A 23,725-nucleotide genomic window follows, 5' to 3' on the forward strand; every position below is an offset into this window, starting at 1 on the left:
GATGATGCGTCTGGATAAATATCTGGCAGAGATGGGTGTGGGTACCCGCCAGGAGGTAAAGAAGCAGATCCGTCAGGGGAAAGTTACCGTTAACGGGACGGTGGTAAAAGCAGCAGATACGAAGATTGATGAGACATGCGATGAAGTTACAATAGGCGGCCGTAACATTTCCTATGTGTCGTATGAATATTATATGCTGAATAAACCGGCCGGCGTGGTATCGGCAACTGAAGACCGGAGAGATACTACGGTGATCGATCTGATCAAAGAGAAGAAGCGAAAGGACCTCTTCCCGGTTGGACGATTGGACAAAGATACGGAAGGATTACTTCTGATCACCAATGACGGAGATTTGGCACACCGTCTGCTGGCACCGAAAAAGCATGTGGATAAAGTCTATTATGCAAAAATAGATGGAATGGTTACAGAAGAGGATGTAAAGCGGTTCGCAGAAGGAATCGATATCGGCGCAGAGGAAGAAGAGATGACAAGACCTGCAAAACTTGACATTATGAAGAGCGCGGAAGAATCTGAGATCCGCCTTACGATCCATGAAGGAAAGTTCCATCAGGTGAAGAGGATGTTCCTTGCAGTGGGTAAAGAAGTTACTTATCTGAAGCGAGAACGCATGGGAACCCTGTGCCTGGATGAAAATCTGAAGCCCGGAGAATACCGGCTGCTGACAGAAGAGGAGATAGAGAATGTCAGAAAATAAATTTTTACCGATTTGCAAAAAGGATATGGAAGAACGGGGATGGGAACAGCTGGATTTTGTCTATATTTCCGGAGATGCTTATGTAGACCATCCGTCTTTCGGACATGCGATCATTACGAGACTTCTGGAAGCGCATGGATTTAAAGTCGGTATCATTGCGCAGCCGGACTGGAAAGATAAGAACAGCATTACGATCCTTGGAGAACCGAGACTGGGATTCCTTGTTTCTGCGGGAAATATGGATTCGATGGTGAATCATTATTCCGTGTCGAAAAAGCATCGCAGAACGGATGCTTATACGCCGGGAGGCGTGATGGGAAAGCGTCCGGATTACGCAGCGGTTGTATACAGTAACCTGATCCGTCAGGTATATAAGAAGACACCGATCATCCTCGGAGGGATCGAGGCAAGTCTCAGACGACTGGCACATTATGATTACTGGTCAGACAAATTAAAACGTTCGATCCTACTGGATTCCGGTGCAGATCTGATATCTTATGGAATGGGAGAACATTCGATCATTGAGATCGCAGAAGCTCTGGAAAGCGGTATTGCGGTCAGTGATATCACATTTATCGCTGGAACGGTTTATAAGACGAAGAGTCTGGACAGTGTCTATGATGCGGAGATTCTTCCGGGATACGAAGATATGAAGCAGGATAAGCTGGAGTATGCAAGAAGCTTTTATACACAGTACTGCAATACCGATCCATTTGCCGGGAAAAGGCTGGTAGAGCCATATAATGCTCATCTGTATGTAGTACAGAATCCACCGGCACTTCCGCTTTCGGAAGGAGAAATGGACGATGTCTACGGACTGCCGTATATGCGTACCTACCATCCTTCTTATGAGAAGGACGGCGGCGTACCTGCAATCTCAGAGGTCAAGTTCAGTCTGATCAGCAACCGTGGCTGCTTTGGCGGCTGCAGCTTCTGTGCACTTACCTTCCATCAGGGAAGGATCATGCAGGTGAGAAGCCACGAGTCGCTGTTAGATGAGGCGAAGATGATTACGCAGGAAAAGGACTTCAAAGGCTATATCCACGACGTGGGAGGTCCGACGGCGAACTTCCGCCAGCCATCCTGCGAAAAACAGCTTACACGTGGCGTGTGTAAGAACCGCCAGTGCCTGTTTCCGAAGCCGTGTCCGAATCTGAAAGTAGATCACAGAGACTATATCAAACTTCTGAAAGAACTGCGTGACATTCCAAAAGTGAAGAAGGTATTCATCCGTTCGGGAATCCGGTTCGATTATGTTGTTGCGGATAAAAGTGATACATTTCTGGAGGAACTCTGCCGTTATCATGTAAGCGGACAGTTAAAGGTTGCACCGGAGCATGTATCGGATGATGTTCTTACACTGATGGGAAAACCAGAGAACAGTGTATATCAGGAATTTGTGAAAAAGTACAATAAGATGAATCAGAAAATCCACAAAGATCAGTATCTTGTGCCGTATCTGATGTCTTCGCATCCGGGATCCAGAATGAAAGATGCGGTAGAACTTGCAGAGCATATCCGGGATCTTGGATATATGCCGGAACAGGTACAGGATTTCTATCCGACACCGTCAACGATCTCGACGTGTATGTATTATACAGGCGTGGATCCAAGAACGATGCAGCCAGTCTATGTGCCGAAGAATCCGCATGAAAAGGCAATGCAGAGAGCTCTGATCCAGTACCGGGATCCGAAGAATTATGATCTGGTCATGGAGGCTCTGAAGAAGGCACACCGCATGGATCTGGTAGGATTTGATAAACACTGTCTGATACGCCCGAGAAAATTCGAAGGCAGATCACAGCAGAAAGTACCGGGACAGAAAACGCAGAATCAGAAGTCTTCCGGAAAACCGGGACAGAATGACCGTAGGAAAAACAAAAACGAGCATTCCAGAAGAAATACTGTGCAAAGTGACAGACAGAACAGCAGACAGAATACAGGAACGGATAGAAGCAGACAGAAAAAGAAATCGATCCGGAATGTGCATAAGAAGAAATAACAGCAAGAGAAATAGCATAAAGGGAAAATGATGAAAAACCGGCAGCCGGATGGATGTAGAGAGGTGTTAAAGTTGAAAATAGCGATCGTTACAGGAGCATCGTCGGGAATGGGCAGGGAATTTGCGCTTCAGATCCCGCAGCTGTATAAGAACCTGGATGAATTATGGGTAGTGGCAAGACGGACAGACCGTCTGAAAAGTCTGCAGGAACAGGTAAAGATCCCGGTCAGGATCTTCGACGGGGATATGCAGAGAGACTATATTTTCGAAAAACTGCAAAGAGAACTGGATCGCCGGCAGGCAGATGTAAGGATGCTTGTAAATGCGGCAGGATATGGAAAGATCGGTAACGTCAGTGACATTGATCTGAAAGAACAGTGCGGCATGGTTGATCTGAATTGTACAGCACTCACCAGAATGACAGGAATCTGCCTGCCATATCTGTCGAAAGGCAGCCGGATTGTCAATCTGGCTTCGGCAGCTTCGTTCTGTGCACAGCCGGGATTCTGTGTATATGCGGCTTCCAAAGCATATGTACTGCGTTTTTCACAGGGACTGGCAGCAGAATTGAAGAAACGGGGAATCCTGGTAACGGCAGTGTGTCCGGGACCGGTACGTACAGAATTCTTTGACCGGGCCGGTGCGCTTGCGGCAAGTGAAAAAGAAGCACTCTGTGCCGAACCGGAAGCGGTGGTGACACAGGCACTTACAGACAGTGTGCGTGGAAGACGCGTTTCGGTATATGGAGCAGCAATGAAAGGTTCCAGAATCCTTTCCAAGATCCTTCCGGATCGCCTGCTTGTATGGGGGATGATGAAGATCAACCATGCGGATAGATAAAGGCATATACGGAATGTCTATGAGCTTGGGAAAATGTTTTTTCATGATAGAAAAAGACGATTACAGAAAAATTATAAATAGAAAACAAAAAGGACAGACAATATGAGAACAGAAAAAGGACAGCCGGGATATGTAAAGGCAAGAAAACAGAAATATCTTCTTGGAGCGGTCGTAGAATTTGCAATTGTGATCGCAATCTTTGTAACCGGATATATTCAGACCGGATCCAGACTGAATTTGCTTACCGTTGTAGCGGTAGTCGGATGCCTTCCGGCAGCAAAGATGCTGGTTGAATTTATCACAATGGCACCGTACAAGAGTATTGAAGAAGCAAAATATCAGGAACTGGAGGAAAAAGCACCTTTGATACTGAAGGCATATGATATGATCATTACCAGCTCACAGAAGATCATGCCTCTGGATGCAGTGGTAGTATCCGGACACATTGTCTGCGGATATGCCAGCAATCCGAAGACCGATGAGACAGCACTTGCCCGTCATATCAAAGACATTTTGAAAGACAATCATTATGATAAGATGACGGTGAAGATTTTCCATGATTATACTGCATTTTTAGCGCGTGCGGAGGGCATGAATAATATGGCAGAAGTAGAACAGAAAGAATCTTTACGGAGAGAAAAAAAGATCCGGAAGGTCATCTTAAACATTTCTATGTAGAAAACAGCGGGAGTTAGAAGAGAATATGAAAGAACTGATCATTCATGACAATGAGGCGGGACAACGCCTGGATAAACTGCTGCGCAAATATCTGAGCGAAGCACCGGGAAGCTTTATTTATAAAATGCTGCGTAAAAAGAATATTGTGCTGAATGGAAAGAAAGCAACCGGGAACGAACATCTGAAAAAAGGAGACAGCGTGAAACTGTTTCTGGCAGATGATACCATTGCCAAATTTCAGGCAGCTGGAAAGACGGTGGAAGAAAGCATAAAGAATACGGTGAAGCTGGACGTGATCTATGAAGATCAGAATGTGATATTTATCAATAAACCGTCCGGAATGCTGTCGCAGAAGGCGAAGGAAACAGATGTATCGGTAGTGGAAAATGTGACAGCATATCTTCTGGAATCCGGGCAGCTCACTAGAGAGAATCTTAAGACCTTCCGCCCGTCGATCTGCAACCGTTTGGACCGGAATACCAGCGGTCTGATCGTTGCCGGGAAGAGTCTGGCAGGCTTACAGCAGATGGGAGAATTATTCAAGAAACGTACACTGAAAAAATATTATCTGTGTATTGTAAAGGGCAGGATCACGGAGCCGGCACACATCAGGGGGTATCTTGTGAAAGACGAGAAGACGAACCGTGTCAGCCTTTCAAAGGGAGGCTTTTCCAAAGATGCAAAAGGCCTTCCTATAGAAACAGAATATGTCCCGATCGCGTGGAATGAAGAGATGACGCTTCTGAAGGTACATCTGATCACCGGACGTACCCATCAGATCCGTGCACATCTGGCGAGTACCGGACATCCGCTTCTCGGAGATTACAAATACGGCTCTAAGAAATGGAATGACCGCTATAAAAAAGAATGGAAGATCGAAGACCAGGTACTGCATGCTTATCAGCTTACAATGCCAGGGATGAAGAAAGAACTGGAGAATCTTTCCGGAAAGACATTTTATGCAAAGGTACCGGAGGTTTTCTGGAAACTGATAAAGGAGACAGCATGGGAACATGGAACTCGAGAGGCCTTAGAGGTTCTACATTAGAAGATATGGTCAACCGTACCAATGAGTGGTATCTGGAAAAGAATCTGGCACTGATGCAGAAGATTCCGACCCCGATCACACCGGTGCGGATGGATAAAGAACACAGACAGATCACGCTCGCTTATTTTGAGCAGCGCAGTACGATCGACTATATTGGAGCGGTACAGGGAATTCCGGTGTGTTTTGATGCAAAAGAATGTGTGGCGGAGACATTTCCGCTTCAGAATATTCATGAACATCAGGTAGAGTTTATGAAGAACTTTGAAAAACAGCAGGGAATCGCATTTATCCTGATCTACTATTCTTCCAGAAATATCTTATATTATATGCGTTTTGAAGAACTGTATAAGTTTTGGATGCGGGCGCAGAACGGGGGTCGAAAGAGCTTCCGTTTTGATGAGCTGGATGAGCGCTTTTTTATGAAATTTTTCCGTGGATGCTATGTTCCGTATCTGGATGCACTGAATCTTGATCTGGAACTTCGGGATGAACTTGACAAAACGGATGAAACTGCGTATAATGCAAAGTGATTTTTTAACATGGTAGCACACTAAAGTACCAAAAAGAACATTACTACTTGGAGGACATATGAAGAAGAAATTACACACTCCGGAGGGAGTACGGGATATATATAACGTAGAATGTGGTAAGAAACTTGCGTTGGAAAGCAGATTGAAAAAAGTATTTCATTTATATGGATATCATGATATCCAGACTCCGACGATCGAATATTTTGATGTGTTCCGTGAAGAGATCGGAACGACACCGGCCAATGATCTTTATAAATTCTTTGATAAAGACGGAAACACACTGGTATTAAGACCGGATATCACACCGTCGATCGCAAGAGCATCGGCAACGTTGTTTAAAGATGAGAATCTTCCGATCCGTCTGTGCTATACAGGGAATACATTCGTGAACCATTCCAGCTATCAGGGACGTTTAAGAGAGACAACGCAGATGGGTGCGGAATTTGTCGGAGATGATTCAGTAGAAGCAGATGCAGAGATGCTTGCTCTGGTGATCGAATCAATGCTGACAATCGGCCTGAAAGAATTCCAGCTCTGCGTCGGCAATGTTGATTTCTTCCAGAGCCTGATCGAAGATGCAAGTCTGGATGAAGAGGCGGAAGAAAGGGTAAGAGAACTGATCGGTAACCGCAATTACTTCGGTGTAGAAGAATTTCTGGACAGTATTCAGGCAAAGAGAAGCTCCAAAGAAGCATTTTCAGCATTGAATGAACTGATCGGAGGAATTGATATCCTGGAAAAAGCGGAAAACCTTGCGCCGAACTCCAAAGGTGTGATGGCAATCAGACGCCTGGAGAAGATATACCACATCCTGCGCTATTACGGAGTGGAAAAATTTGTCACTTTTGACCTGAGCATGACAGGAACCTATGGATACTATACAGGAATCGTGTTCCGTGGTTATACTTACGGAACCGGGGATGCAGTTGTAAAGGGTGGACGTTATGACCATCTGATCGAAAAGTTCGGTAAGAAATCACCATCTATCGGTTTTGCGATTGTAATTGATGAACTGGTGAGTGCACTGACCCGTCAGAAAATCCGCATCGTATATCCAAGAAAGAATACGATCATCATATATGCGGAAGGAAGACAGCTTGAAGCAATCCGCCTTGCGAAGGATTTCCGTAGAAAAGCCAAGAATGCAGAACTTCTGAAGAAGGATGAAAATAGTGGATTGGAAGATTATATCCGTTACGGAAATGATTATTATGCCGGAAGTCTGGTATATATCGAGGAGACCGGAGAAGTAACGATGGTCAATCTCGTTACCGGAGAGCAGAAGATCGTGAATAGTACAGATAGGAGTTAGACATTATGAGATACCTGACATTTGCCCTGGGAAAAGGACGTCTGGCAAAACAGACATTAGAATTATTTGAGAAAATCGGGATTACCTGTGAAGAGATGAAAGATAAAGACTCCAGGAAGCTGATTTTCACCAATGAAGAATTGAAACTCCGTTTCTTTCTTGCAAAAGGACCGGATGTTCCGACATATGTAGAATATGGCGCAGCGGATATCGGAGTCGTTGGAAAAGATACAATCCTGGAAGAAGGACGTAAGGTACATGAAGTACTGGATCTTGGATATGGAAAATGTAAGATGTGTGTATGCGGATACAAAGATGCCGCACCACTTCTGCAGCATCATGAACTGATCCGGGTAGCAACAAAATATCCGAATATTGCAAAAGATTATTTCTATAACACGAAGCATCAGACTGTAGAGATCATTAAGTTAAATGGTTCCATTGAACTTGCACCGATCGTCGGACTGTCCGAAGTGATCGTGGATATTGTAGAGACGGGGTCAACCCTCCGTGAAAATGGTCTGGAAGTGTTGGAGGAAGTATGTCCGTTGTCTGCTAGGATGATCGTGAACCCGGTCAGTATGCGTATGGAAAGCGCAAGGATCAAAGACCTGCTGACAAGACTGCGGGAGCAGGTATAATACTGTACAGACAGAAAGAAAATAAAATGAGAGGATGGCGGTTAAGGCTATGAGAATACAGCGTTTGACAAAAGATGCAAAAGAGAACTTACTGGAGGATCTTCTGAAGAGAAGCCCGAATAATTACGGTCAGTATGAACAGGGAGTTCAGGAAATCCTCGCTCATGTAAAAGAAGAAAAGGATCAGGCAGTATTTGCATATACGAAGAAATTTGATCATGCAGATATCACTGCAGACAATATTAAGGTTACAGAAGAGGAGATCGAAGAGGCATATAAAGAAGTAGATCCAAAACTGGTGGAGATCATCCGCAAAGCTCTTTTGAACATCCGTACGTATCATGAAAAACAGAGACAGTACAGCTGGTTCGACAGCAAACCGGACGGAACAATCCTGGGACAGAAAGTCACACCACTTCACAGAGTCGGTGTATATGTGCCGGGCGGGAAAGCTGTATATCCATCTTCTGTATTGATGAACATTGTACCTGCAAAGGTAGCCGGAGTTGATGAGATCGTGATGGTCACACCGCCCGGAAAAGATGGAAAAGTGACACCAAACACACTGGTTGCAGCACATGAAGCCGGTGCGGATGTCATCTATAAAGTCGGTGGGGCGCAGGCTATTGCTGCTCTGGCATACGGAACAGAGAGCATTCCAAAAGTCGACAAGATCGTAGGACCTGGAAATATATATGTTGCTCTGGCGAAAAAAGCAGTTTATGGCTATGTAAGCATTGATGCAATTGCCGGACCAAGCGAGATTCTTGTTATTGCAGATGAGACGGCAAATCCAAGATTTGTGGCAGCAGATCTTCTTTCACAGGCAGAGCATGATGAACTTGCATCTGCAATTCTGGTCACAACATCTGAAGAACTTGCCCGGAAAGTATCGGATGAAGTGGATGGCTTCTTAAAAGAACTTTCCAGAAGTGAGATCATCCGGAAATCACTGGACAACTACGGTTATATCCTGGTCGCAGATACGATGGATGATGTGATTGATATTGCAAATGAGATTGCATCCGAACATCTGGAGATCCAGACAAAGAATCCATATGATGTGATGACAAAAGTAAGGAATGCCGGTGCCATCTTTATCGGGGAATACGCAAGTGAACCACTGGGAGATTATTTTGCAGGACCGAACCATGTTCTTCCAACCAATGGTACAGCAAAATTTTTCTCACCGCTTTCTGTGGATGATTTCATTAAAAAATCAAGTATCATCGGATATTCGGAAGAAGCATTACGCGATATACATAAAGATATTGAAGCATTTGCCGAGGCAGAGCAGCTGACGGCACATGCCAATTCTATCAAAGTCCGTTTTGAGGGCGAAGAGTAGAAGACAGCAGAAAAATAAGGAGGCGAGGAGCTATGAACAGAACAGTCACCAGGACAAGAACGACAAAGGAGACGGATATTACGGTAACTCTGAACCTGGATGGAACCGGAAAGACGGAGATTGATACAGGAATCGGTTTTTTTGATCATATGCTGAATGGATTTGCAAGACACGGATTGTTCGATCTGACGGTACATGCGAAAGGGGATCTGGAAGTGGACAGTCATCATACCATCGAAGATACGGGAATCGTACTTGGACAGGCTATTCTGGAAGCAATAGGAGATAAAGCCGGAATCAAACGTTATGGCCACTTTATGCTTCCAATGGATGAGACACTCGCACTTTGTGCGGTGGATCTCTCCGGAAGACCATATCTGAATTATAATGCAGAGTTTGTGTCAGATAAGATGGGTGAGATGGATACTGAGATGGTAAGGGAATTCTTTTACGCAGTTTCTTACAGCGCAATGATGAATATCCACCTGAAGATTCTGGATGGTATCAACGATCATCACAAGGCGGAGGCGCTGTTTAAAGCGTTCGGAAAAGCACTTGATATGGCGACAATGGAAGAGCCAAGGATAAAAGAGGCATGGACCACAAAGGGAAGCCTCTAAAAGGAGACGGACAGACATGAGTTATAAAAGATTAATACCTTGCATTTTCATAAAAGATGGGAAAGCGGTCAGATGGATTGATGATCCGACTGTTGTATCCAAAGACGTAATTGAACTTGCAAAATATTACAGTGATCACGGTGCAGATGAACTGATCGTGCTGGATCTCTCAGATTCGGATGAAGAACATGATGAAACGATCACATTGATGAAACGGATCAATCGTGTGATCAGGATCCCGATGATCGCAGGCGGCAATATCAGACGCCAGGAAGATATTAAGAAGATTCTGTATACAGGTGCAAAACGGGCAATGCTGAATTTCTCTAAGCCGGATAGTGTCAAACTGATTGAGGATGCGGCAAAGAGATTCGGAAAAGAGAAGCTTGCGGTATCATTAAATGATTTTGATGCATTGTTCAAACATCAGCATCTGATCCAGGATTACAGCAGTGAAATTGTCTTTATGCACAGACTGGATCTGAATTCCATTATGAATGTAACAGATGTACCGTGTGTGATCATTACGGATACGGAAGAAGAGTCAGAGTTATTTAAAATTTTGAAATGCCCGGGTGTCCGGGGGCTTTCGGGAAGATATGTAAGCCGTACAGATATTGATTGTGTGGCATTCAAAGATAAGTGTACGGAAGAAGGAATTAAGATGACATCTTTTGAGAGTATGATGGAGTTCTCACAGTTTAAGACCAATGATCAGGGCCTGATTCCTGTCATCGTCCAGCATTATAAGACACAGGAGATCCTGATGCTGGCATATATGAATGAGGAATCTTTCTATGAGACGATCAAGACAGGAAAGATGACGTATTTTAGCAGAAGCCGGCAGAAACTCTGGGTAAAGGGGGAGACGAGCGGTCATTTCCAGTATGTAAAATCCCTGACGATTGACTGTGATCTGGATACATTGCTTGCAAAAGTAGATCAGATCGGAGCAGCATGCCATACCGGTAATCCGACCTGCTTCTTCCAGCCGCTTGTAGGAATTGACTATGATGAGACGAATCCGCTTCGGATCTTTGAATCGGTATATGACACGATCGCAGACCGTAAAGAGAATCCAAAGGAGGGGTCTTACACGAATTATCTGTTTGATAAGGGAATTGATAAGATCCTGAAAAAAATTGGAGAAGAAGCAACGGAAGTTGTGATCGCAGCAAAGAATCCGAATCCGGAAGAAGTCAAATATGAGATCGCGGATTTCCTGTATCATGCAATGGTTCTGATGGTAGAAAAAGGTCTGACATGGGAAGATATCGTAAAAGAACTGGCAGATCGTTAAGCAGAAACTCTTAAAAAACATGAAAAAGAGTCTGTATGCAGTAAGTTTTGCACATGAGCGAAACAGATATCTCATATATTGTTTCAGAGGTGAGCGCATGTGAATGAAGCGGAAAAGCGAAGAAGAGAACTTCTAGAACAGACACGTTACAGCTATCAGGAATCCGGGATACCGGCAATACATCCCAGATACAGGGCATCTTATAGTGAACTGTATGGTGAGGAAGAGGCAGAACAGGGAAGCCTGGGAATCCGTACATTTATTTGTATGATTCTGTTTGCGGTGTTTGTATTTATGCAGAATGAAGGGAAAGATATTCTACATATAAGCAGCACAAAAGTGGTGCAGGAGGTCAGTAAAAACGCTGACATTACCGATGTGTGGAAAAAAATACCATAGAGGAGTAGATTTGAGACCGTTGGTTAAGAATTGAAACTGACGGTTTTTTTGTGTATACTAGCTATATTAAAAGGAAAGCAGAGAGACTGGCGTCAGCCGGTCCCGGCAGATGAGGAGGAAGCAGATATGTTAAAATTATGGATTGTTGGTGCATCCGGACAGATCGGATCGGCCATCAATGAAGTGTTGGATCCATTAGAAATGGAAGTGTTTAACACAGATAAGGAAGAATTAGACATTACGGACACCGATGAGGTGCTGAATTTCGGAGTGATCAACCGTCCGGATGTGATCATCAACTGTGCGGCAGTCACAGATACAGATTTCTGTGAAAAAGAACCGGAGCTTGCATACCGTGTGAATGCGCTGGGAGCAAGAAATTTAAGTATTGTGGCAAGAAAGACAGGGGCCAAGATGGTACAGATATCCACGGATGATGTATTTGACGGAATCCGGCATACCCCATATACGGAGTTCGACGACACAAATCCGAAGACCGTTTACGGACGTTCCAAGAGAGCAGGGGAGAATTATGTAAAGGAATTTACACACAAGCATTTCATCCTGCGCAGTAACTGGGTGTATGGAAATGGCAATAATTTTGTAAACCGCGTACTTCATGCAGCAGATACAAAGGATGAACTTCTGATTGCATCAGATCAGTTTGGTTCTCCGACCAGTGCAAAAGACCTGGCACGTATTATTCTTTATCTGATCAAAACGAATGAATACGGAACGTACCATGCAACCTGTCAGGGTGTATGTAATCGTTATGAATTTGCGCAGGAAGTTTTGAAACTTGCAGGAAAGAGGATCACTCTGCGCCCGGTAGTGACCAGCGAATCGGATCTTTCTTCTGCAAGACCAGCATATGCGGTCCTGGATAATTTTATCCTTCGTATCATCAATGTATACGAGATGCCGGACTGGAGAGCTTCACTGAAAGAATATATGGATGAGAGAATGGAGGACTAATATGGGAGAGACACAGAAGAAGGAAAAGAAGAAAATAGGACTTACAACGAAGATTTTTATTGCATTGCTTGCAGGAGCGGTATTTGGAATTATTTTATGTTATGCGGTTCCAAGTGGACATATCAAAGACGACATTATCGTAGAAGGTGTACTGTACGTGGTCGGACAAGGCTTTATCAAACTGATGAAGATGTTGGTTGTACCACTGGTATTCTGTTCGCTTGTGTGCGGAAGTATGTCGATCGGGGATACGAAGAAGCTTGGTACAGTCGGTGCAAGAACACTGATCTTTTATCTGGCAACAACAGCACTTGCGGTTACCGTAGCATTGTCTGTCGGAAACCTGATCAATCCGGGTGTGGGACTGGACATGAGCACGATCAAGACCAATGCAGCATCTGTAGAAACTATGAAGGCTACTTCATTGACAGACACGCTGTTAAATATTATCCCGGATAACCCGATTAATTCTCTTGCAAGCGGAGAGATGCTGCAGATCATCGTATTTGCATTGATCATCGGTGTGATCCTTGCAAAATTAGGAGAACGCGCAGAGACAGTTGCGAACTTCTTCAGCCAGTTTAACGATATCATGATGGAAATGACGATGATGATCATGGCACTTGCCCCAATTGGTGTCTTCTGCCTGATCAGCCGCACATTTGCAAACATCGGATTCAGTGCATTTGTACCGCTGGCAAAATATATGATCGGTGTATTGATCGCACTGGCAATCCAGTGTTTCGGTGTATACCAGATCTTACTGAAGATATTTACCGGACTGAATCCTCTGAAATTTATCAAGAAGTTCTTCCCGGTTATGGCCTTCGCATTCTCAACAGCAACATCAAATGCAACGATTCCGCTGTCAATCGATACCCTGACAAAGAAGGTGGGTGTATCTAAGAAGATATCATCTTTCACCATTCCTCTTGGAGCGACCATCAATATGGATGGTACTTCGATCATGCAGGGGGTAGCCGTTGTATTTGCCGCACAGGCATTCGGAATCCACTTAAGTATGACAGATTATATTACTGTAATCGGAACTGCAACACTTGCATCCATCGGTACGGCCGGTGTGCCAAGTGTAGGTCTGGTAACACTGACAATGGTATTCAATTCTGTCGGACTTCCGGTTGAGGCAATTGGTCTGATCATGGGTATCGACCGTATTCTGGATATGACAAGAACTGCCGTTAATATCACAGGTGATGCTGTATGTACAACAATCGTTGCACACCAGAACAAGGCACTGGATAAGAATGTGTTCTATGCGGAAGAGAATTAAGATCGAAGATATTAATTTTTAAAAGATGTTCTAATAAATAAAAAACGTATCTCTGAGATGCTTCCTTTTCAGACAGTGGAGAAACATTGCAGAGATACGTTTTTTATATTGTTATACATTTGAAAGAGATTGTCTTACAGGTAATGATACTTGTCTTTCTGACGGACGAAAAATGTAGTGGTCATGATAAGTGTCAGCGCCTCCGCAATGCTGATCGCACTCCAGATACCGTTGATCCCGAACCAGAGTGGAAGTGTCAGGACCATGATGACCTGGAACACTAACGTTCTCAGAAATGAGATGACAGCCGATATCAGGCCGTTATTCAGTGCAGTAAAGAACGAGGATCCGAAGATATTGATACCGATGATCAGGAATGCAATGGCATATACACGGAAGCCGTGCAGTGTCATAGCGTACAGGCCGGTATTGTAACCGACAAATATCTTAGACAGAACAGGTGCCAGTAACTGTGCGGCACCGAACAGGATCACGCCCCAGACCAGTATGATAGACATACTTTTTTTATACAGATTTTTAAGCTCTGCGTGATTTCCAGCACCATAATGGTAGCTGATAACCGGGGCACAGCCAATTGCATAGCCTAAAAAGGTGGCAACAAAGATAAAATTGACGTACATAACTGCACCATAAGCAGCAACACCATTTTCTCCGGCAATCTTCATGAGCTGGAGATTGTATAATGCATTGACTAAGGACATGGACAGGTTAGTCATGAGTTCCGAGGAACCATTGGTGCAGGTCTTAAGAAATACACGTCTGTCGAATACCGGTTTTACAAAGTGAAGGAGGCTGTCGTTCTTACGGAAGAAATATACCACCGGGAGCAGACCGCCGATAAATTCACTGGTCATGGTTGCGAACGCGGCGCCTGCAATTCCAAAGTGTAATACACCGATGAACAGGGCATCGAGAACAATGTTTGTACAACCGGCAGCCACAATGACTTTCAGTCCAAGCTGGGGTTTTCCGGCAGCCACAAAGAAACTCTGGAAGACATTCTGCAGCATGAAGGCGGTCAGGGATATGCAGGAGATCCGTCCGTAAAGGGTACAATAATCAATCAGATCACCGGCGGCACCAAATGCCATGACAATCCGCCTCATAAATATAAAACTGAGAACAGATAACACAAACCCTCCGATAGCAGCAATCGTAACCAGCATCGAAAAATACTGATTTGCCAGTTCTTTCTTTCCTTCACCAAGGGTTTTTGATACAAAAGCACTTCCTCCGGTACCGATCATAAATCCAAGTGCACTGATTCCCATCAGGTAAGGCATAATGAGATTCACGGAAGCAAATGCTGATTTTCCCACAAAGTTCGATACAAAGATGCCGTCCACCACACTGTAGATGGAAGTGAATACCATCATAATAATGGAGGGCAGGATAAAACGAAGTAATTTTTTATAGGTAAAATGCTCTGAGAGCTGAATATTCATACGTATTCTCCTTTTTTATATTTACTGATATGGATGTTTACAATGAATGTAAATGAAAACATATAAGCTAAGTGATTATAGGTTGTTTTTGATGTTCTGTCAAGGAAAATGTCTTTACACATATAAAACGAATTAATAATTAAATGTTCACAAACGATAAATCTATGCTACAATAAAAATTACGGCTTTATGCTTTGATTGAAGATATTACTATAAAAGGAGAGAGTTGTTTTGAAGAAAAATAAATATGAGATTGATATGTGCAATGGAACCATCATGGACAAATTGATTTCATTTTCCATACCACTGATGCTGTCAGGAATCTTACAGCTGATGTTCAATGCGGTGGATATCGTGGTAGTGGGACGTTTCAGCGGAAGTCAGGCGCTCGCAGCGGTGGGTTCGACAACGGCACTGATCAATGTGTTTACCAATCTTTTCATCGGAATCTCATTGGGAGCAAATGTACTTGCAGCGAGATATTATGCGACCGGAAAAACAAAAGAAATGTCGGAGACGGTACATACGGCTATTGCACTTGCTCTGGTAAGCGGAGTGGCGATGGCGGTGATTGGAGTGGTCTTTGCCAGAGGCGCGCTGGAAATTATGGGGACACCGGATGATGTAATTGCCAAATCCACACTTTATATGCGGATTTATTTCTGCGGTATGCCATTTTTTATGATGTATAACTATGGAGCAGCCATATTAAGGGCAGTGGGGGATACCAAACGTCCGTTGATCTTCCTGATCGTATCCGGAGTGATTAATGCAGTATTGAATCTGTTCCTGGTCATCGGTTTTCATCTGGATGTAGCAGGCGTCGGGATTGCGACCGTTATATCCCAGCTGGTATCCTGTATCCTGGTACTCCGGTGCCTGCATCACACAGAGAGCAGCTATCAGCTTCACCTTGCAAAGCTTCGGATCAGATCCGTGTATCTGAAGCAGATTTTTGAAGTCGGGGTTCCGGCGGGAATCCAGAGCACGGTAATCAATATTTCAAATGCGATGCTGCAGTCATCGGTCAATTCTTTTGGATCGATCGCAATGGCAGGATATACGGCATCGAATAATATTTTCGGATTCTTATATGTGTCGGTGAACTCCTTCACACAGGCCTGTATGAGCTTCACAAGCCAGAACTACGGAGTGAAGAAATTAAAACGTATGGACAGGGTTCTGATCGACTGTATGATCCTTTCAGTTGTGGTAACTTTGATCCTCGGAAGCAGTGTGTACATATTCGGACCGGAACTTCTGCATATTTACAGTAATCAGTCAGATGTTATCAAATACGGTATGGAGATCTTTTCTTATACAACCGTTACCTATTTCCTGTGCGGTCTGATGGATCTGTTCCCGGGAGCACTGAGAGGAATGGGATATTCCACGGTACCGATGATCCTTTCTATCATCGGTACGGTCGGAGTCCGGATTATCTGGATCTATGGACTGTTCCCTTCACACAGATCACTGACTTTCTTGTTTCTGTCTTATCCGGTATCCTGGATTGCAACGATCATTATGCAGGTGATCTGCTTCTGGTTTGTAAGGAAGAAGATTCACAGGACGATGGCGGTTACGGCAGAGTGAGCTTTTTCGAACATATAAAGATATAAAACTCCCGGAGTCTTTGGGGCTCAGGGAGTTTTTTATATCAAAGGATGCAAGACATATTTTGCAGATTATTCTAAAATAAATGTAAAAGGCTGTAACAAAAATGGAATTCATGCGTCTAATAGATAACAGAAGGGAGGTGACAGGTACTTGAAGCTTGAGTTGGAAGAGATTTATAAAACCTATTTTCAGGATGTGTATTATTTCGTTCTCGCAATGAGTAAGGATCCGCACATTGCAGAAGAGATCACACAGGAGACATTTTTCAAAGCACTAAAAGGAGTAAAGCATTTTCAAGGAAAATGCAGCATCAAATCCTGGCTGTGTCAGATTGCCAGGAATGAATACATTTCTTATACCAGAAAAAAACACCGTACAGATCAGGAACTGACAGAACAGGCATACAGTGACGGAAAAACGGATGGACCCGAACAACGTATGCTTCGGAAGGACGAAGCCATGACGGTTTATCAGATCCTTCATTATCTGGACGAACCTTATAAAGAAGTATTTACACTAAAGGTACTTGGCGAATTAAATTATAAAGAGATTGCACAGATATTTGGAAAACAGGAGACATGGGCGAGAGTTACCTATCACAGGGCCCGGGTGAAGATACAGGACATTCTGGAAAGGAGGAGTACATAATGGCAAAGATTCCATGTGAGATCATAAGAGACCTGCTACCGTTATATAAGGATGATATATGCAGTGAAAAGAGCAGAAATGCAATAGAAGAACATATAAAAGAATGTGAATCGTGCAGAACATATCTGAAAAAAATGGAAGGTGAGATTCCGGTGGAAACAGATAAAATAGAAGGCACAGACGAGGAGTGGAAAGGGTTCCGGGAGTTTTCTGAAAAAGTATCAAGAAAATTAAACAGTAGAATCGTTATGGCGTGCGGAGTTGTTTTCCTGATCTGTATGATGCTGACCGTGGCTCTATATTCGGATGCCTTTCAGTCTTATCATTTGTCAAGAATTGCAGCAAAAGATATAAAAGCTGAAGAAGTCTATCAGTTAAAGGATGGCAGACTGTATGTACAAGTGAAGAGCAGACGCAGGATCACAGGCCTGTCCTATCCTCAGACAGATATGGATACAGCTACCGAAACAGCGGTGGGGAAAGATGCTGTTGGAGCAACACGTGAGCCAAAGAACACTGTCACATATGAACTATCTATGGATTCGAGCATCAATCCATTTGTAGGGTTGATATATATTACATCCAAAGAAGCTGCATATGTCATTCCGTTTGAAGATGGACAGATTGTCACAGAAAACGGAACAAAGGCATCGGAATTTGACTATGTCGGAAGATCCGGTGAGAAAAAGATCCTGTGGCAGGAAAATGAAGAAGTTAAGAAGGCTCCGGCGAGGGTCGAAAAATTTGTGAAGGAATCATTGGAGAAGGAAGAGGAGAATCCGGCAAATGAAAATGCGGTGAAAGTATTATGGGTGAATCCGCAGATGCCGCTTCAGTGATATCTGATTCCATTTTCATGAGAATTAGCGGCATTTAGAGGCGTTCAACCATAAGTGGAGTGCTTTTCCGGGAGAAATATGGTATAATAAAGCCGACAGGAGGTGACGCATATGGTTGAACCATTAGAACTTGGAAGGTTTATATCGACATGCAGGAAGGAAAAGAATCTGACACAGAAGCAGCTGGAAGAAGAACTGGGCGTGACAGACAGAGCATCTCAAGACCTGCAGTACGGAAAGAAGTTGAAAAGTAACAAGTAGAAATAAGATCGCCGAGTTTTACGCGGCAATCTTATTGTGTAATATATATTATTAGGTAGGAATTTAATATGTTTTATCACATAATCATGAAGAATTTTAAAAGCAATCTAAAGAATTACATACTTTTTTTCGTGAGCAATATTCTTGCGATTGCAGAGCTTTTTGCATTCTGGGGATTGAATGATGTGGTCAAGAAGGCTGTAAAAGATGGAGTGACTGCAGCAACGCTTAAGTCAGATTTCGTGCTTGCGGCAGGGCTTATTACATTTATTACGGTCTTCTTGATGATTTTTTCTATGAAATACTATATGAAGCTTCGTATTAAAGATTACACAACGTTTATTGTTCTTGGGATGAAAAAGAAAACATCGTATCTGCTCCTGTTAGTAGAGTATACGGTGGGATGTGTATTTTCTCTTGTGTTCGGAATTTTAATGGGAAACGGAATCTTATATGGAGCACAGACCGCACTTCATAAACTGTATCCGGAATTTCTTAAGGTGACAGCACCGGGATGGAAGATTTACCGGAATACCTGCGGGATGAGTGTTGCAAACATGACAGGTGTATTCCTGATCTTATTGGTCTGGATGGATGGAAGGAATCTAAGTACACTCATTTCAAAGAGTGAGTATAACGAGAAGCGTCCGGTCGGAAAGAAATGGATACTAATGGTATTGATCGGGATTGGCGTTCTGGTGTTAGGAGAAAACCAGTATCAGGGAAGTGACCTGTCATATATGTATTCCCACGTTATCTTTATTGTAGGGCTTTTTCTGGTGGCTGCATTTGGCGTGGCATTGATTCTGGAAGGGCTGAAGCATCGAAAACAGTTTTATCATCGGCATATTTTACAGATGAATCAATTGTACAGTAAATACATGAATAATCTGTTGATTCTGCTGATTCTGCTGGTCATTCATTTCTTTGCGCTTACATATCTGACGGTTGAAATTGCAGAGGTGCTTCCATTGGATAAGTATCGGGAAAACTATCCTTATGACATGGTGTGGATGGCAAAGGAGGAAGATGAAGCATTTGCGGAAAAACTGGTCAGAAAGTATGATGGAAATATGACAGAGCTTCCGATGATCCGGGTGACGACATATTATGGAGCACAGCATATAGGAGTTTCAGCTTCAGAATATGAGAAGCTGACCGGGAAAGATGTGAATCTGTCGGAGCGTGAAATTCTGGTGGGCATTGAGGATTCTGAGTATCAGAAAGAAAAAAAGATTACAGATGAGGATTATTTGAATACGTATAGTCTCTTATTCACAGGAAAGTATCAAGAATATATGGCGGAGATTTCACACACAGATCCGCAGTACCTGTACGATATCAAGGACATATTTACCCAGAATGTGATCGGACAGTATTCTACAGATCAGTGGCATGAGAACATTATCGTGTTTTCGGATACATATTTTCAGAAGCAGTGGGAAGCGATGCGTGGAGATGATCAGGAGGCAACGGTATTAAGATTATTTACATTTTCGGGAAAACGTAAGGAAAATGCATGGAAGGAACTGTCGGAGTATCAGAAAGAATGTGGCGTAAAGAATGACAGCGATACGAGGATGGAGAGTTATCTCTACGGGACGGAGGAGTATCTGATCGGGCAGAAAATGCGTGTGTTGTTCAGCTTATCCAGTAAATTATTCCTGATGATGGCGCTATTTATCAGTGCATTCTTTGTGAATGGGATTAAGATATTGTCGGAACTTTCGGGATATGAGAGACGCTATGAGTTCCTGCGATGTATGGGCATGAAGCAGAAGCAGCGCAGGAAAACCATTCGCTTTGAAACCCAGATGTTGTCGGATATTGCTTTGTTTGCTACGGTAATGATGGGTATTGTATATGTGTTCTCTTATGAATGGCGGTGTGCATCAAAAGATGCCGGAAGTCTGGACGTAACATTTTGGATGTACTGGATTCTGATTGTTGGAATATATCTGTTGGCAGACCGGCTAGTACAATGGCTGTTTGCACAATATGTTATAAAGAGAGTAGAGAAGGGGAATGATTAGAATGAAAGTATTGGAAGTGGAAAATCTGATCCGGAATTACCGGAGGTCATCGCTCAAGAAGAGTGAAGAAGACGTGAAAGTGTTAAAAGGATTAAACTTTGCAGTAGAAGAGGGCGAATTTGTCGGAATCATGGGAAAATCTGGCTGCGGAAAGACAACACTGCTAAAGGTCCTCGGAATGATCGACAAGCAGACCGGCGGGACGGTACGGTTTATGGGAGAAGATGTCAGCGAAATCTACGGAGACCGGCTGGCGGATGTACGAAGAAAGCAGATCGGCTTTATATTTCAGGATTTTTATCTGATGGACAGTTTGTCCGTTGAGGAAAATATTATGCTTCCGATGATCCTTGGCAGGGAGAAGGAAAGTGTCATGACAAAGGCGGCACAGGAGTACGCAGAAAAATTTCTGATTTCCCATCTGGTGAAAAAGAATCCTTACGAATTATCCGGCGGTGAGAAACAGCGTGTGGCAATCTGCAGGGCGCTCATTAACGATCCGGATCTGGTGCTTGCGGATGAGCCGACGGGGAATCTGGATTCCAAGTCGGGTAAGATCGTGATTGATGCGCTGACACAGATTAACCGTGAATTTAAGAAAACCATTGTTATGGTTACCCACGATCCGCAGATGGCAAGCTACTGCAGCAGAATCATCCTGCTGAAAGACGGGCTGATTCTGGATACTTTGAAGCGTGGAGAAAGCCAGGAAGCATTTTATCAGGAAATTATTGGACGGATGGCGGAATTATAGATGAATAGTAAATATTATAAGAATGTTTTGAAAAAAGGATTGGATATTTAGTGCTATTAGTTTGTGTTATAGCTATAGGGGCAATACTGGCATCTTATCTAACGAATAATCCGATACTATCTTATGTATTGCAGCATATGTACCAACCCGCAGACAGCTGCTACGCTCTGTTCGGTCTTCCATACCTGATAAAACTGCATCTGGAAAGTATTTCAGAAAGGCTTCATTAGGGATCATCATAGTGTCATCATCTGCACACACCTTGCCTATAGTTGCTCTCTGTGGATAGGTATATTTTTTCTCTGGATCATAATAGTGATCATACTCATACTTAATATATGTGATATCCCCGCGTCTTAATCGGGTCAATTTTCCATGCACATCCGGTATTTTGACTCTTGATTTCAGGTACATATTTGCCTCCTTTATTTAGGCTTATATAGCCCTAAAACCATTATACAAAAAAACAAAACCCGTATTTTTGCAAGAGACTCCGTGGTATGCTCCCCGTCAAGAGGACAATAAAAAATAATAAATTTTTGTATCGTCAGCCATGCTATGGCTGGCGATATTTTATGCTGCTTTTGTATATTGCTCATGATATTTCATTGGTGTCATTACATGCAGTTTCCTTTGAAGTCGTTGGTTGTTGTAGTAATCTATGTAATTAGCTATCGCAGTAATCAAAGAGCTTCTGTCATTAAAACGCTGTTTATAATACATTTCTCGTTTTAGAATTCCCCAAAACCCTTCCATTGGTCCATTGTCAATACAGTGGGCAACTCTAGACATACTCTGCTTCATATGATGTTTTTTTAATCTAGTATAAAACTGTGCGCTTGTATATTGAAAGCCTCGATCAGAATGAACTAATGGGTGTGCATCTGGCTCCTGACGAACAGCCTCATCAAACGTGTCCATAACTAATGGATTATCATTATGATCGCTGATTTTAAAGGAAACAATCCTTCTATCATATAAATCTAAAATAGCACTCAGATAAACTTTATGAACTTCTATTCCGTTGTAGTATTTAAATTCAGAAACATCTGTAAGCCACTTTTCATTCGGTTTTTCGGCGTGAAATTCACGGTGTAAATAGTTTTTTGCTATGTGATCAGGATTTCTGTCTCCTCTGGTACAACTCTTAGGTTTCCATTTAATATTTGATTTTATATCGTATTTCCTACAAATACGAAGTACTCGTTTATCATTCACATGAATTCCTTTATGTCCATCTAATTCATCACGAATCCTTCGGTATCCCATATCTGGATGCTGGTGATGAATCCTTTGGATTTCAGTGGATAGTCTTTCGTTTCGAAGTTCATTATTACTTTTCGGATATTTTCCCCAGCGGTAATACGCAGAACGTGTAACATTAAGATATTTACAAAGTCTATCTATGGGATAATGCTTAGTAGACGATAGTTTTTGGATGGCTTCATATTCGGCTAACCGATGGATTAAAGATAGCGACCCCTCCTTTCCAGTTCTCTGACTTTTTTTAACAGATCATTCTCCATTTGTAAGTCTAGATTTCTTCTTTCCAGTTCAGCTATCTTGTCACGTAGCTCTTCTTCAGGTGTTCTGCTTGGAAGAGAAGCTATACGACGTCCACGTCTGTCTTCCAGACCCGCTTGACCCATCTTTTCGTATCGTATTACCCAATTGCGAACTTGTTGATAGGAACAATCATATTTGAGTGCCATTGCACCATAATTCTTATCATTTGCAAGACAATCTGTTACTATTTTTAATCTCTCATCAAGTGTAGTGTTCTTTGCCTTTTTCATGTAAGCACCTCCAGTGGATGTTTTTAATATTCCACCAGAATTATACACCTTAATCCAATCGGAAAGCTGTCTGTGTGAACGAATTCCGTATTTTGTGCAAATATCCTGAAGAGATCCTTCTCCGTTAAGATAATCATTTATAGCAGATATTTTTAAATCTTTTGAATAAGATTTGTTTTTCGGTTGATTGAGTAATCCAGTTGGTCCATCATACTGATAAATAGAAATCCAATTTCGAATACTATGATGATCAACTCCCAATTCTTTTCCTGCTTGCTGTATGCCAATTTCTCCTGCAAGGTAGCGTTCGACTATTTTTACTTTTTCTACTGGTTCTATCTTACTCTTTCTGAACATGAAAATACCCCCATATAGGACTTTTATATTTCATTGTCCTATATGAGGGTAGCATATCATCGCTCGCCAAAGTTCCGGGGTGGTTTTTCTATACTACTACATTATCTGATAAATGAAAATACAAATGTCAGTAATGCAAGAATGAACATTCCAAAAGCCATCAAATCTTTGAAGTCAAAATGTTTATTGTTCATCAGCATCACCTCCCATTCTATGTAAGAATAGAGGTCAGCCACCCTGTAACACGATTGT

Annotated in this window: 23 protein-coding genes and 1 pseudogene; 20 read left to right on the plus strand and 4 right to left on the minus strand. The window is 42.9% G+C overall.

Going from position 1 to position 23,725, the window contains the following annotated elements:
• Position 1: 1 nt before the first annotated feature.
• The 14 genes from GT508_RS02600 to GT508_RS02665 all read left to right on the plus strand — a co-directional run bounded on the left by GT508_RS02600 (position 2) and on the right by GT508_RS02665 (position 13,699).
• A complete protein-coding gene (locus GT508_RS02600; RefSeq protein ID WP_161143514.1) occupies positions 2 to 715 on the plus strand; it encodes a pseudouridine synthase in 714 nt (237 codons plus the stop codon).
• Entirely contained in the window at positions 702 to 2,717 is a 2,016-nt protein-coding gene (locus tag GT508_RS02605) for a YgiQ family radical SAM protein (protein WP_161143515.1), read from the plus strand. The genes GT508_RS02600 and GT508_RS02605 overlap by 14 nt, the downstream gene beginning before the upstream one ends.
• Before the next feature lie 27 nt (positions 2,718 to 2,744).
• Positions 2,745 to 3,557 (plus strand): SDR family NAD(P)-dependent oxidoreductase, encoded by an 813-nt coding sequence (locus GT508_RS02610; RefSeq protein WP_161143516.1) that lies wholly within the window; start codon positions 2,745 to 2,747, stop codon positions 3,555 to 3,557.
• Positions 3,558 to 3,659: 102 nt separating this feature from the next.
• Positions 3,660 to 4,235 (plus strand): hypothetical protein, encoded by a 576-nt coding sequence (locus tag GT508_RS02615; protein WP_161143517.1) that lies wholly within the window; start codon positions 3,660 to 3,662, stop codon positions 4,233 to 4,235.
• Positions 4,236 to 4,260: 25 nt separating this feature from the next.
• Positions 4,261 to 5,283, plus strand: a complete 1,023-nt coding sequence (locus GT508_RS02620) for an RluA family pseudouridine synthase (RefSeq protein ID WP_006426495.1) — start codon at positions 4,261 to 4,263, stop codon at positions 5,281 to 5,283.
• Complete coding sequence (locus GT508_RS02625; protein WP_044919540.1) at positions 5,241 to 5,813, plus strand: Holliday junction resolvase RecU; 573 nt, start codon at positions 5,241 to 5,243, stop codon at positions 5,811 to 5,813. Before GT508_RS02620 ends, GT508_RS02625 begins: the two co-directional genes overlap by 43 nt.
• Before the next feature lie 58 nt (positions 5,814 to 5,871).
• A complete protein-coding gene (gene hisZ / locus GT508_RS02630) occupies positions 5,872 to 7,125 on the plus strand; it encodes an ATP phosphoribosyltransferase regulatory subunit (RefSeq protein WP_006426497.1) in 1,254 nt (417 codons plus the stop codon).
• A 5-nt stretch (positions 7,126 to 7,130) separates the two neighbouring features.
• The gene (gene hisG, locus GT508_RS02635; protein WP_006426498.1) at positions 7,131 to 7,766 is read left to right on the plus strand and encodes an ATP phosphoribosyltransferase; all 636 of its coding nucleotides are present in this window, start codon (positions 7,131 to 7,133) and stop codon (positions 7,764 to 7,766) included.
• A 49-nt stretch (positions 7,767 to 7,815) separates the two neighbouring features.
• Positions 7,816 to 9,114: a histidinol dehydrogenase gene (gene hisD / locus GT508_RS02640; protein ID WP_055181918.1), complete on the plus strand. Its 1,299-nt coding sequence runs from the start codon at positions 7,816 to 7,818 to the stop codon at positions 9,112 to 9,114.
• Between the two features lie 32 nt (positions 9,115 to 9,146).
• Entirely contained in the window at positions 9,147 to 9,734 is a 588-nt protein-coding gene (gene hisB, locus GT508_RS02645) for an imidazoleglycerol-phosphate dehydratase HisB (protein WP_006426501.1), read from the plus strand.
• Between the two features lie 16 nt (positions 9,735 to 9,750).
• The gene (hisIE, locus tag GT508_RS02650) at positions 9,751 to 11,034 is read left to right on the plus strand and encodes a bifunctional phosphoribosyl-AMP cyclohydrolase/phosphoribosyl-ATP diphosphatase HisIE (RefSeq protein WP_006426502.1); all 1,284 of its coding nucleotides are present in this window, start codon (positions 9,751 to 9,753) and stop codon (positions 11,032 to 11,034) included.
• A 99-nt stretch (positions 11,035 to 11,133) separates the two neighbouring features.
• A complete protein-coding gene (locus tag GT508_RS02655; RefSeq protein ID WP_022415495.1) occupies positions 11,134 to 11,433 on the plus strand; it encodes a hypothetical protein in 300 nt (99 codons plus the stop codon).
• Positions 11,434 to 11,559: 126 nt separating this feature from the next.
• The gene (rfbD, locus tag GT508_RS02660) at positions 11,560 to 12,408 is read left to right on the plus strand and encodes a dTDP-4-dehydrorhamnose reductase (RefSeq protein WP_055181920.1); all 849 of its coding nucleotides are present in this window, start codon (positions 11,560 to 11,562) and stop codon (positions 12,406 to 12,408) included.
• Position 12,409: 1 nt separating this feature from the next.
• Complete coding sequence (locus GT508_RS02665; RefSeq protein WP_022415493.1) at positions 12,410 to 13,699, plus strand: dicarboxylate/amino acid:cation symporter; 1,290 nt, start codon at positions 12,410 to 12,412, stop codon at positions 13,697 to 13,699.
• A 134-nt stretch (positions 13,700 to 13,833) separates the two neighbouring features.
• On the opposite strand, the gene GT508_RS02670 is transcribed toward GT508_RS02665, so the two are convergent.
• A complete protein-coding gene (locus GT508_RS02670) occupies positions 13,834 to 15,165 on the minus strand; it encodes an MATE family efflux transporter (RefSeq protein ID WP_022415492.1) in 1,332 nt (443 codons plus the stop codon).
• Between the two features lie 258 nt (positions 15,166 to 15,423).
• On the opposite strand from GT508_RS02670, the gene GT508_RS02675 reads away from it, so the two are divergent.
• From GT508_RS02675 to GT508_RS02700, 6 genes are all read left to right on the plus strand, one after another.
• A complete protein-coding gene (locus GT508_RS02675) occupies positions 15,424 to 16,761 on the plus strand; it encodes an MATE family efflux transporter (protein WP_161143558.1) in 1,338 nt (445 codons plus the stop codon).
• 174 nt (positions 16,762 to 16,935) lie between these two features.
• The gene (locus GT508_RS02680; protein WP_055284897.1) at positions 16,936 to 17,433 is read left to right on the plus strand and encodes an RNA polymerase sigma factor; all 498 of its coding nucleotides are present in this window, start codon (positions 16,936 to 16,938) and stop codon (positions 17,431 to 17,433) included.
• Positions 17,433 to 18,272, plus strand: a complete 840-nt coding sequence (locus GT508_RS02685) for a zf-HC2 domain-containing protein (RefSeq protein WP_161143518.1) — start codon at positions 17,433 to 17,435, stop codon at positions 18,270 to 18,272. Before GT508_RS02680 ends, GT508_RS02685 begins: the two co-directional genes overlap by 1 nt.
• A 111-nt stretch (positions 18,273 to 18,383) precedes the next feature.
• Complete coding sequence (locus GT508_RS02690; protein WP_161143519.1) at positions 18,384 to 18,533, plus strand: hypothetical protein; 150 nt, start codon at positions 18,384 to 18,386, stop codon at positions 18,531 to 18,533.
• Between the two features lie 68 nt (positions 18,534 to 18,601).
• The gene (locus tag GT508_RS02695; RefSeq protein ID WP_161143520.1) at positions 18,602 to 20,566 is read left to right on the plus strand and encodes an ABC transporter permease; all 1,965 of its coding nucleotides are present in this window, start codon (positions 18,602 to 18,604) and stop codon (positions 20,564 to 20,566) included.
• A complete protein-coding gene (locus GT508_RS02700) occupies positions 20,559 to 21,320 on the plus strand; it encodes an ABC transporter ATP-binding protein (RefSeq protein WP_334296711.1) in 762 nt (253 codons plus the stop codon). Before GT508_RS02695 ends, GT508_RS02700 begins: the two co-directional genes overlap by 8 nt.
• 90 nt (positions 21,321 to 21,410) lie before the next feature.
• Here the strand turns inward: GT508_RS02700 and GT508_RS02705 are convergent.
• From GT508_RS02705 to GT508_RS14515, 3 genes and pseudogenes are all read right to left on the minus strand, one after another.
• Positions 21,411 to 21,734: pseudogene (locus tag GT508_RS02705) on the minus strand (IS1634 family transposase); the annotation flags it as partial.
• A gap of 159 nt (positions 21,735 to 21,893) precedes the next feature.
• Entirely contained in the window at positions 21,894 to 22,787 is an 894-nt protein-coding gene (locus GT508_RS14510) for an IS3 family transposase (RefSeq protein WP_226851847.1), read from the minus strand.
• Complete coding sequence (locus GT508_RS14515) at positions 22,787 to 23,473, minus strand: helix-turn-helix domain-containing protein (protein WP_006426148.1); 687 nt, start codon at positions 23,471 to 23,473, stop codon at positions 22,787 to 22,789. The genes GT508_RS14510 and GT508_RS14515 overlap by 1 nt, the downstream gene beginning before the upstream one ends.
• Between the last annotated feature and the right edge of the window lie 252 nt (positions 23,474 to 23,725).

It is taken from the genome of Dorea sp. BIOML-A1 (assembly GCF_009875615.1).
GTDB lineage: Bacteria > Bacillota > Clostridia > Lachnospirales > Lachnospiraceae > Dorea_A > Dorea_A amylophila.

Coding starts and splice junctions, on each gene's coding strand:
- GT508_RS02600 (WP_161143514.1), top strand. CDS start 2: ATGATGCGTCTGGATAAATATCTGGCAGAGATGGGTGTGGGTACCCGC.
- GT508_RS02605 (WP_161143515.1), top strand. CDS start 702: ATGTCAGAAAATAAATTTTTACCGATTTGCAAAAAGGATATGGAAGAA.
- GT508_RS02610 (WP_161143516.1), top strand. CDS start 2,745: ATGATGAAAAACCGGCAGCCGGATGGATGTAGAGAGGTGTTAAAGTTG.
- GT508_RS02615 (WP_161143517.1), top strand. CDS start 3,660: ATGAGAACAGAAAAAGGACAGCCGGGATATGTAAAGGCAAGAAAACAG.
- GT508_RS02620 (WP_006426495.1), top strand. CDS start 4,261: ATGAAAGAACTGATCATTCATGACAATGAGGCGGGACAACGCCTGGAT.
- GT508_RS02625 (WP_044919540.1), top strand. CDS start 5,241: ATGGGAACATGGAACTCGAGAGGCCTTAGAGGTTCTACATTAGAAGAT.
- hisZ (WP_006426497.1), top strand. CDS start 5,872: ATGAAGAAGAAATTACACACTCCGGAGGGAGTACGGGATATATATAAC.
- hisG (WP_006426498.1), top strand. CDS start 7,131: ATGAGATACCTGACATTTGCCCTGGGAAAAGGACGTCTGGCAAAACAG.
- hisD (WP_055181918.1), top strand. CDS start 7,816: ATGAGAATACAGCGTTTGACAAAAGATGCAAAAGAGAACTTACTGGAG.
- hisB (WP_006426501.1), top strand. CDS start 9,147: ATGAACAGAACAGTCACCAGGACAAGAACGACAAAGGAGACGGATATT.
- hisIE (WP_006426502.1), top strand. CDS start 9,751: ATGAGTTATAAAAGATTAATACCTTGCATTTTCATAAAAGATGGGAAA.
- rfbD (WP_055181920.1), top strand. CDS start 11,560: ATGTTAAAATTATGGATTGTTGGTGCATCCGGACAGATCGGATCGGCC.
- GT508_RS02665 (WP_022415493.1), top strand. CDS start 12,410: ATGGGAGAGACACAGAAGAAGGAAAAGAAGAAAATAGGACTTACAACG.
- GT508_RS02670 (WP_022415492.1), bottom strand. CDS start 15,165: ATGAATATTCAGCTCTCAGAGCATTTTACCTATAAAAAATTACTTCGT.
- GT508_RS02675 (WP_161143558.1), top strand. CDS start 15,424: ATGTGCAATGGAACCATCATGGACAAATTGATTTCATTTTCCATACCA.
- GT508_RS02685 (WP_161143518.1), top strand. CDS start 17,433: ATGGCAAAGATTCCATGTGAGATCATAAGAGACCTGCTACCGTTATAT.
- GT508_RS02690 (WP_161143519.1), top strand. CDS start 18,384: ATGGTTGAACCATTAGAACTTGGAAGGTTTATATCGACATGCAGGAAG.
- GT508_RS02695 (WP_161143520.1), top strand. CDS start 18,602: ATGTTTTATCACATAATCATGAAGAATTTTAAAAGCAATCTAAAGAAT.
- GT508_RS02700 (WP_334296711.1), top strand. CDS start 20,559: ATGATTAGAATGAAAGTATTGGAAGTGGAAAATCTGATCCGGAATTAC.
- GT508_RS14515 (WP_006426148.1), bottom strand. CDS start 23,473: ATGTTCAGAAAGAGTAAGATAGAACCAGTAGAAAAAGTAAAAATAGTC.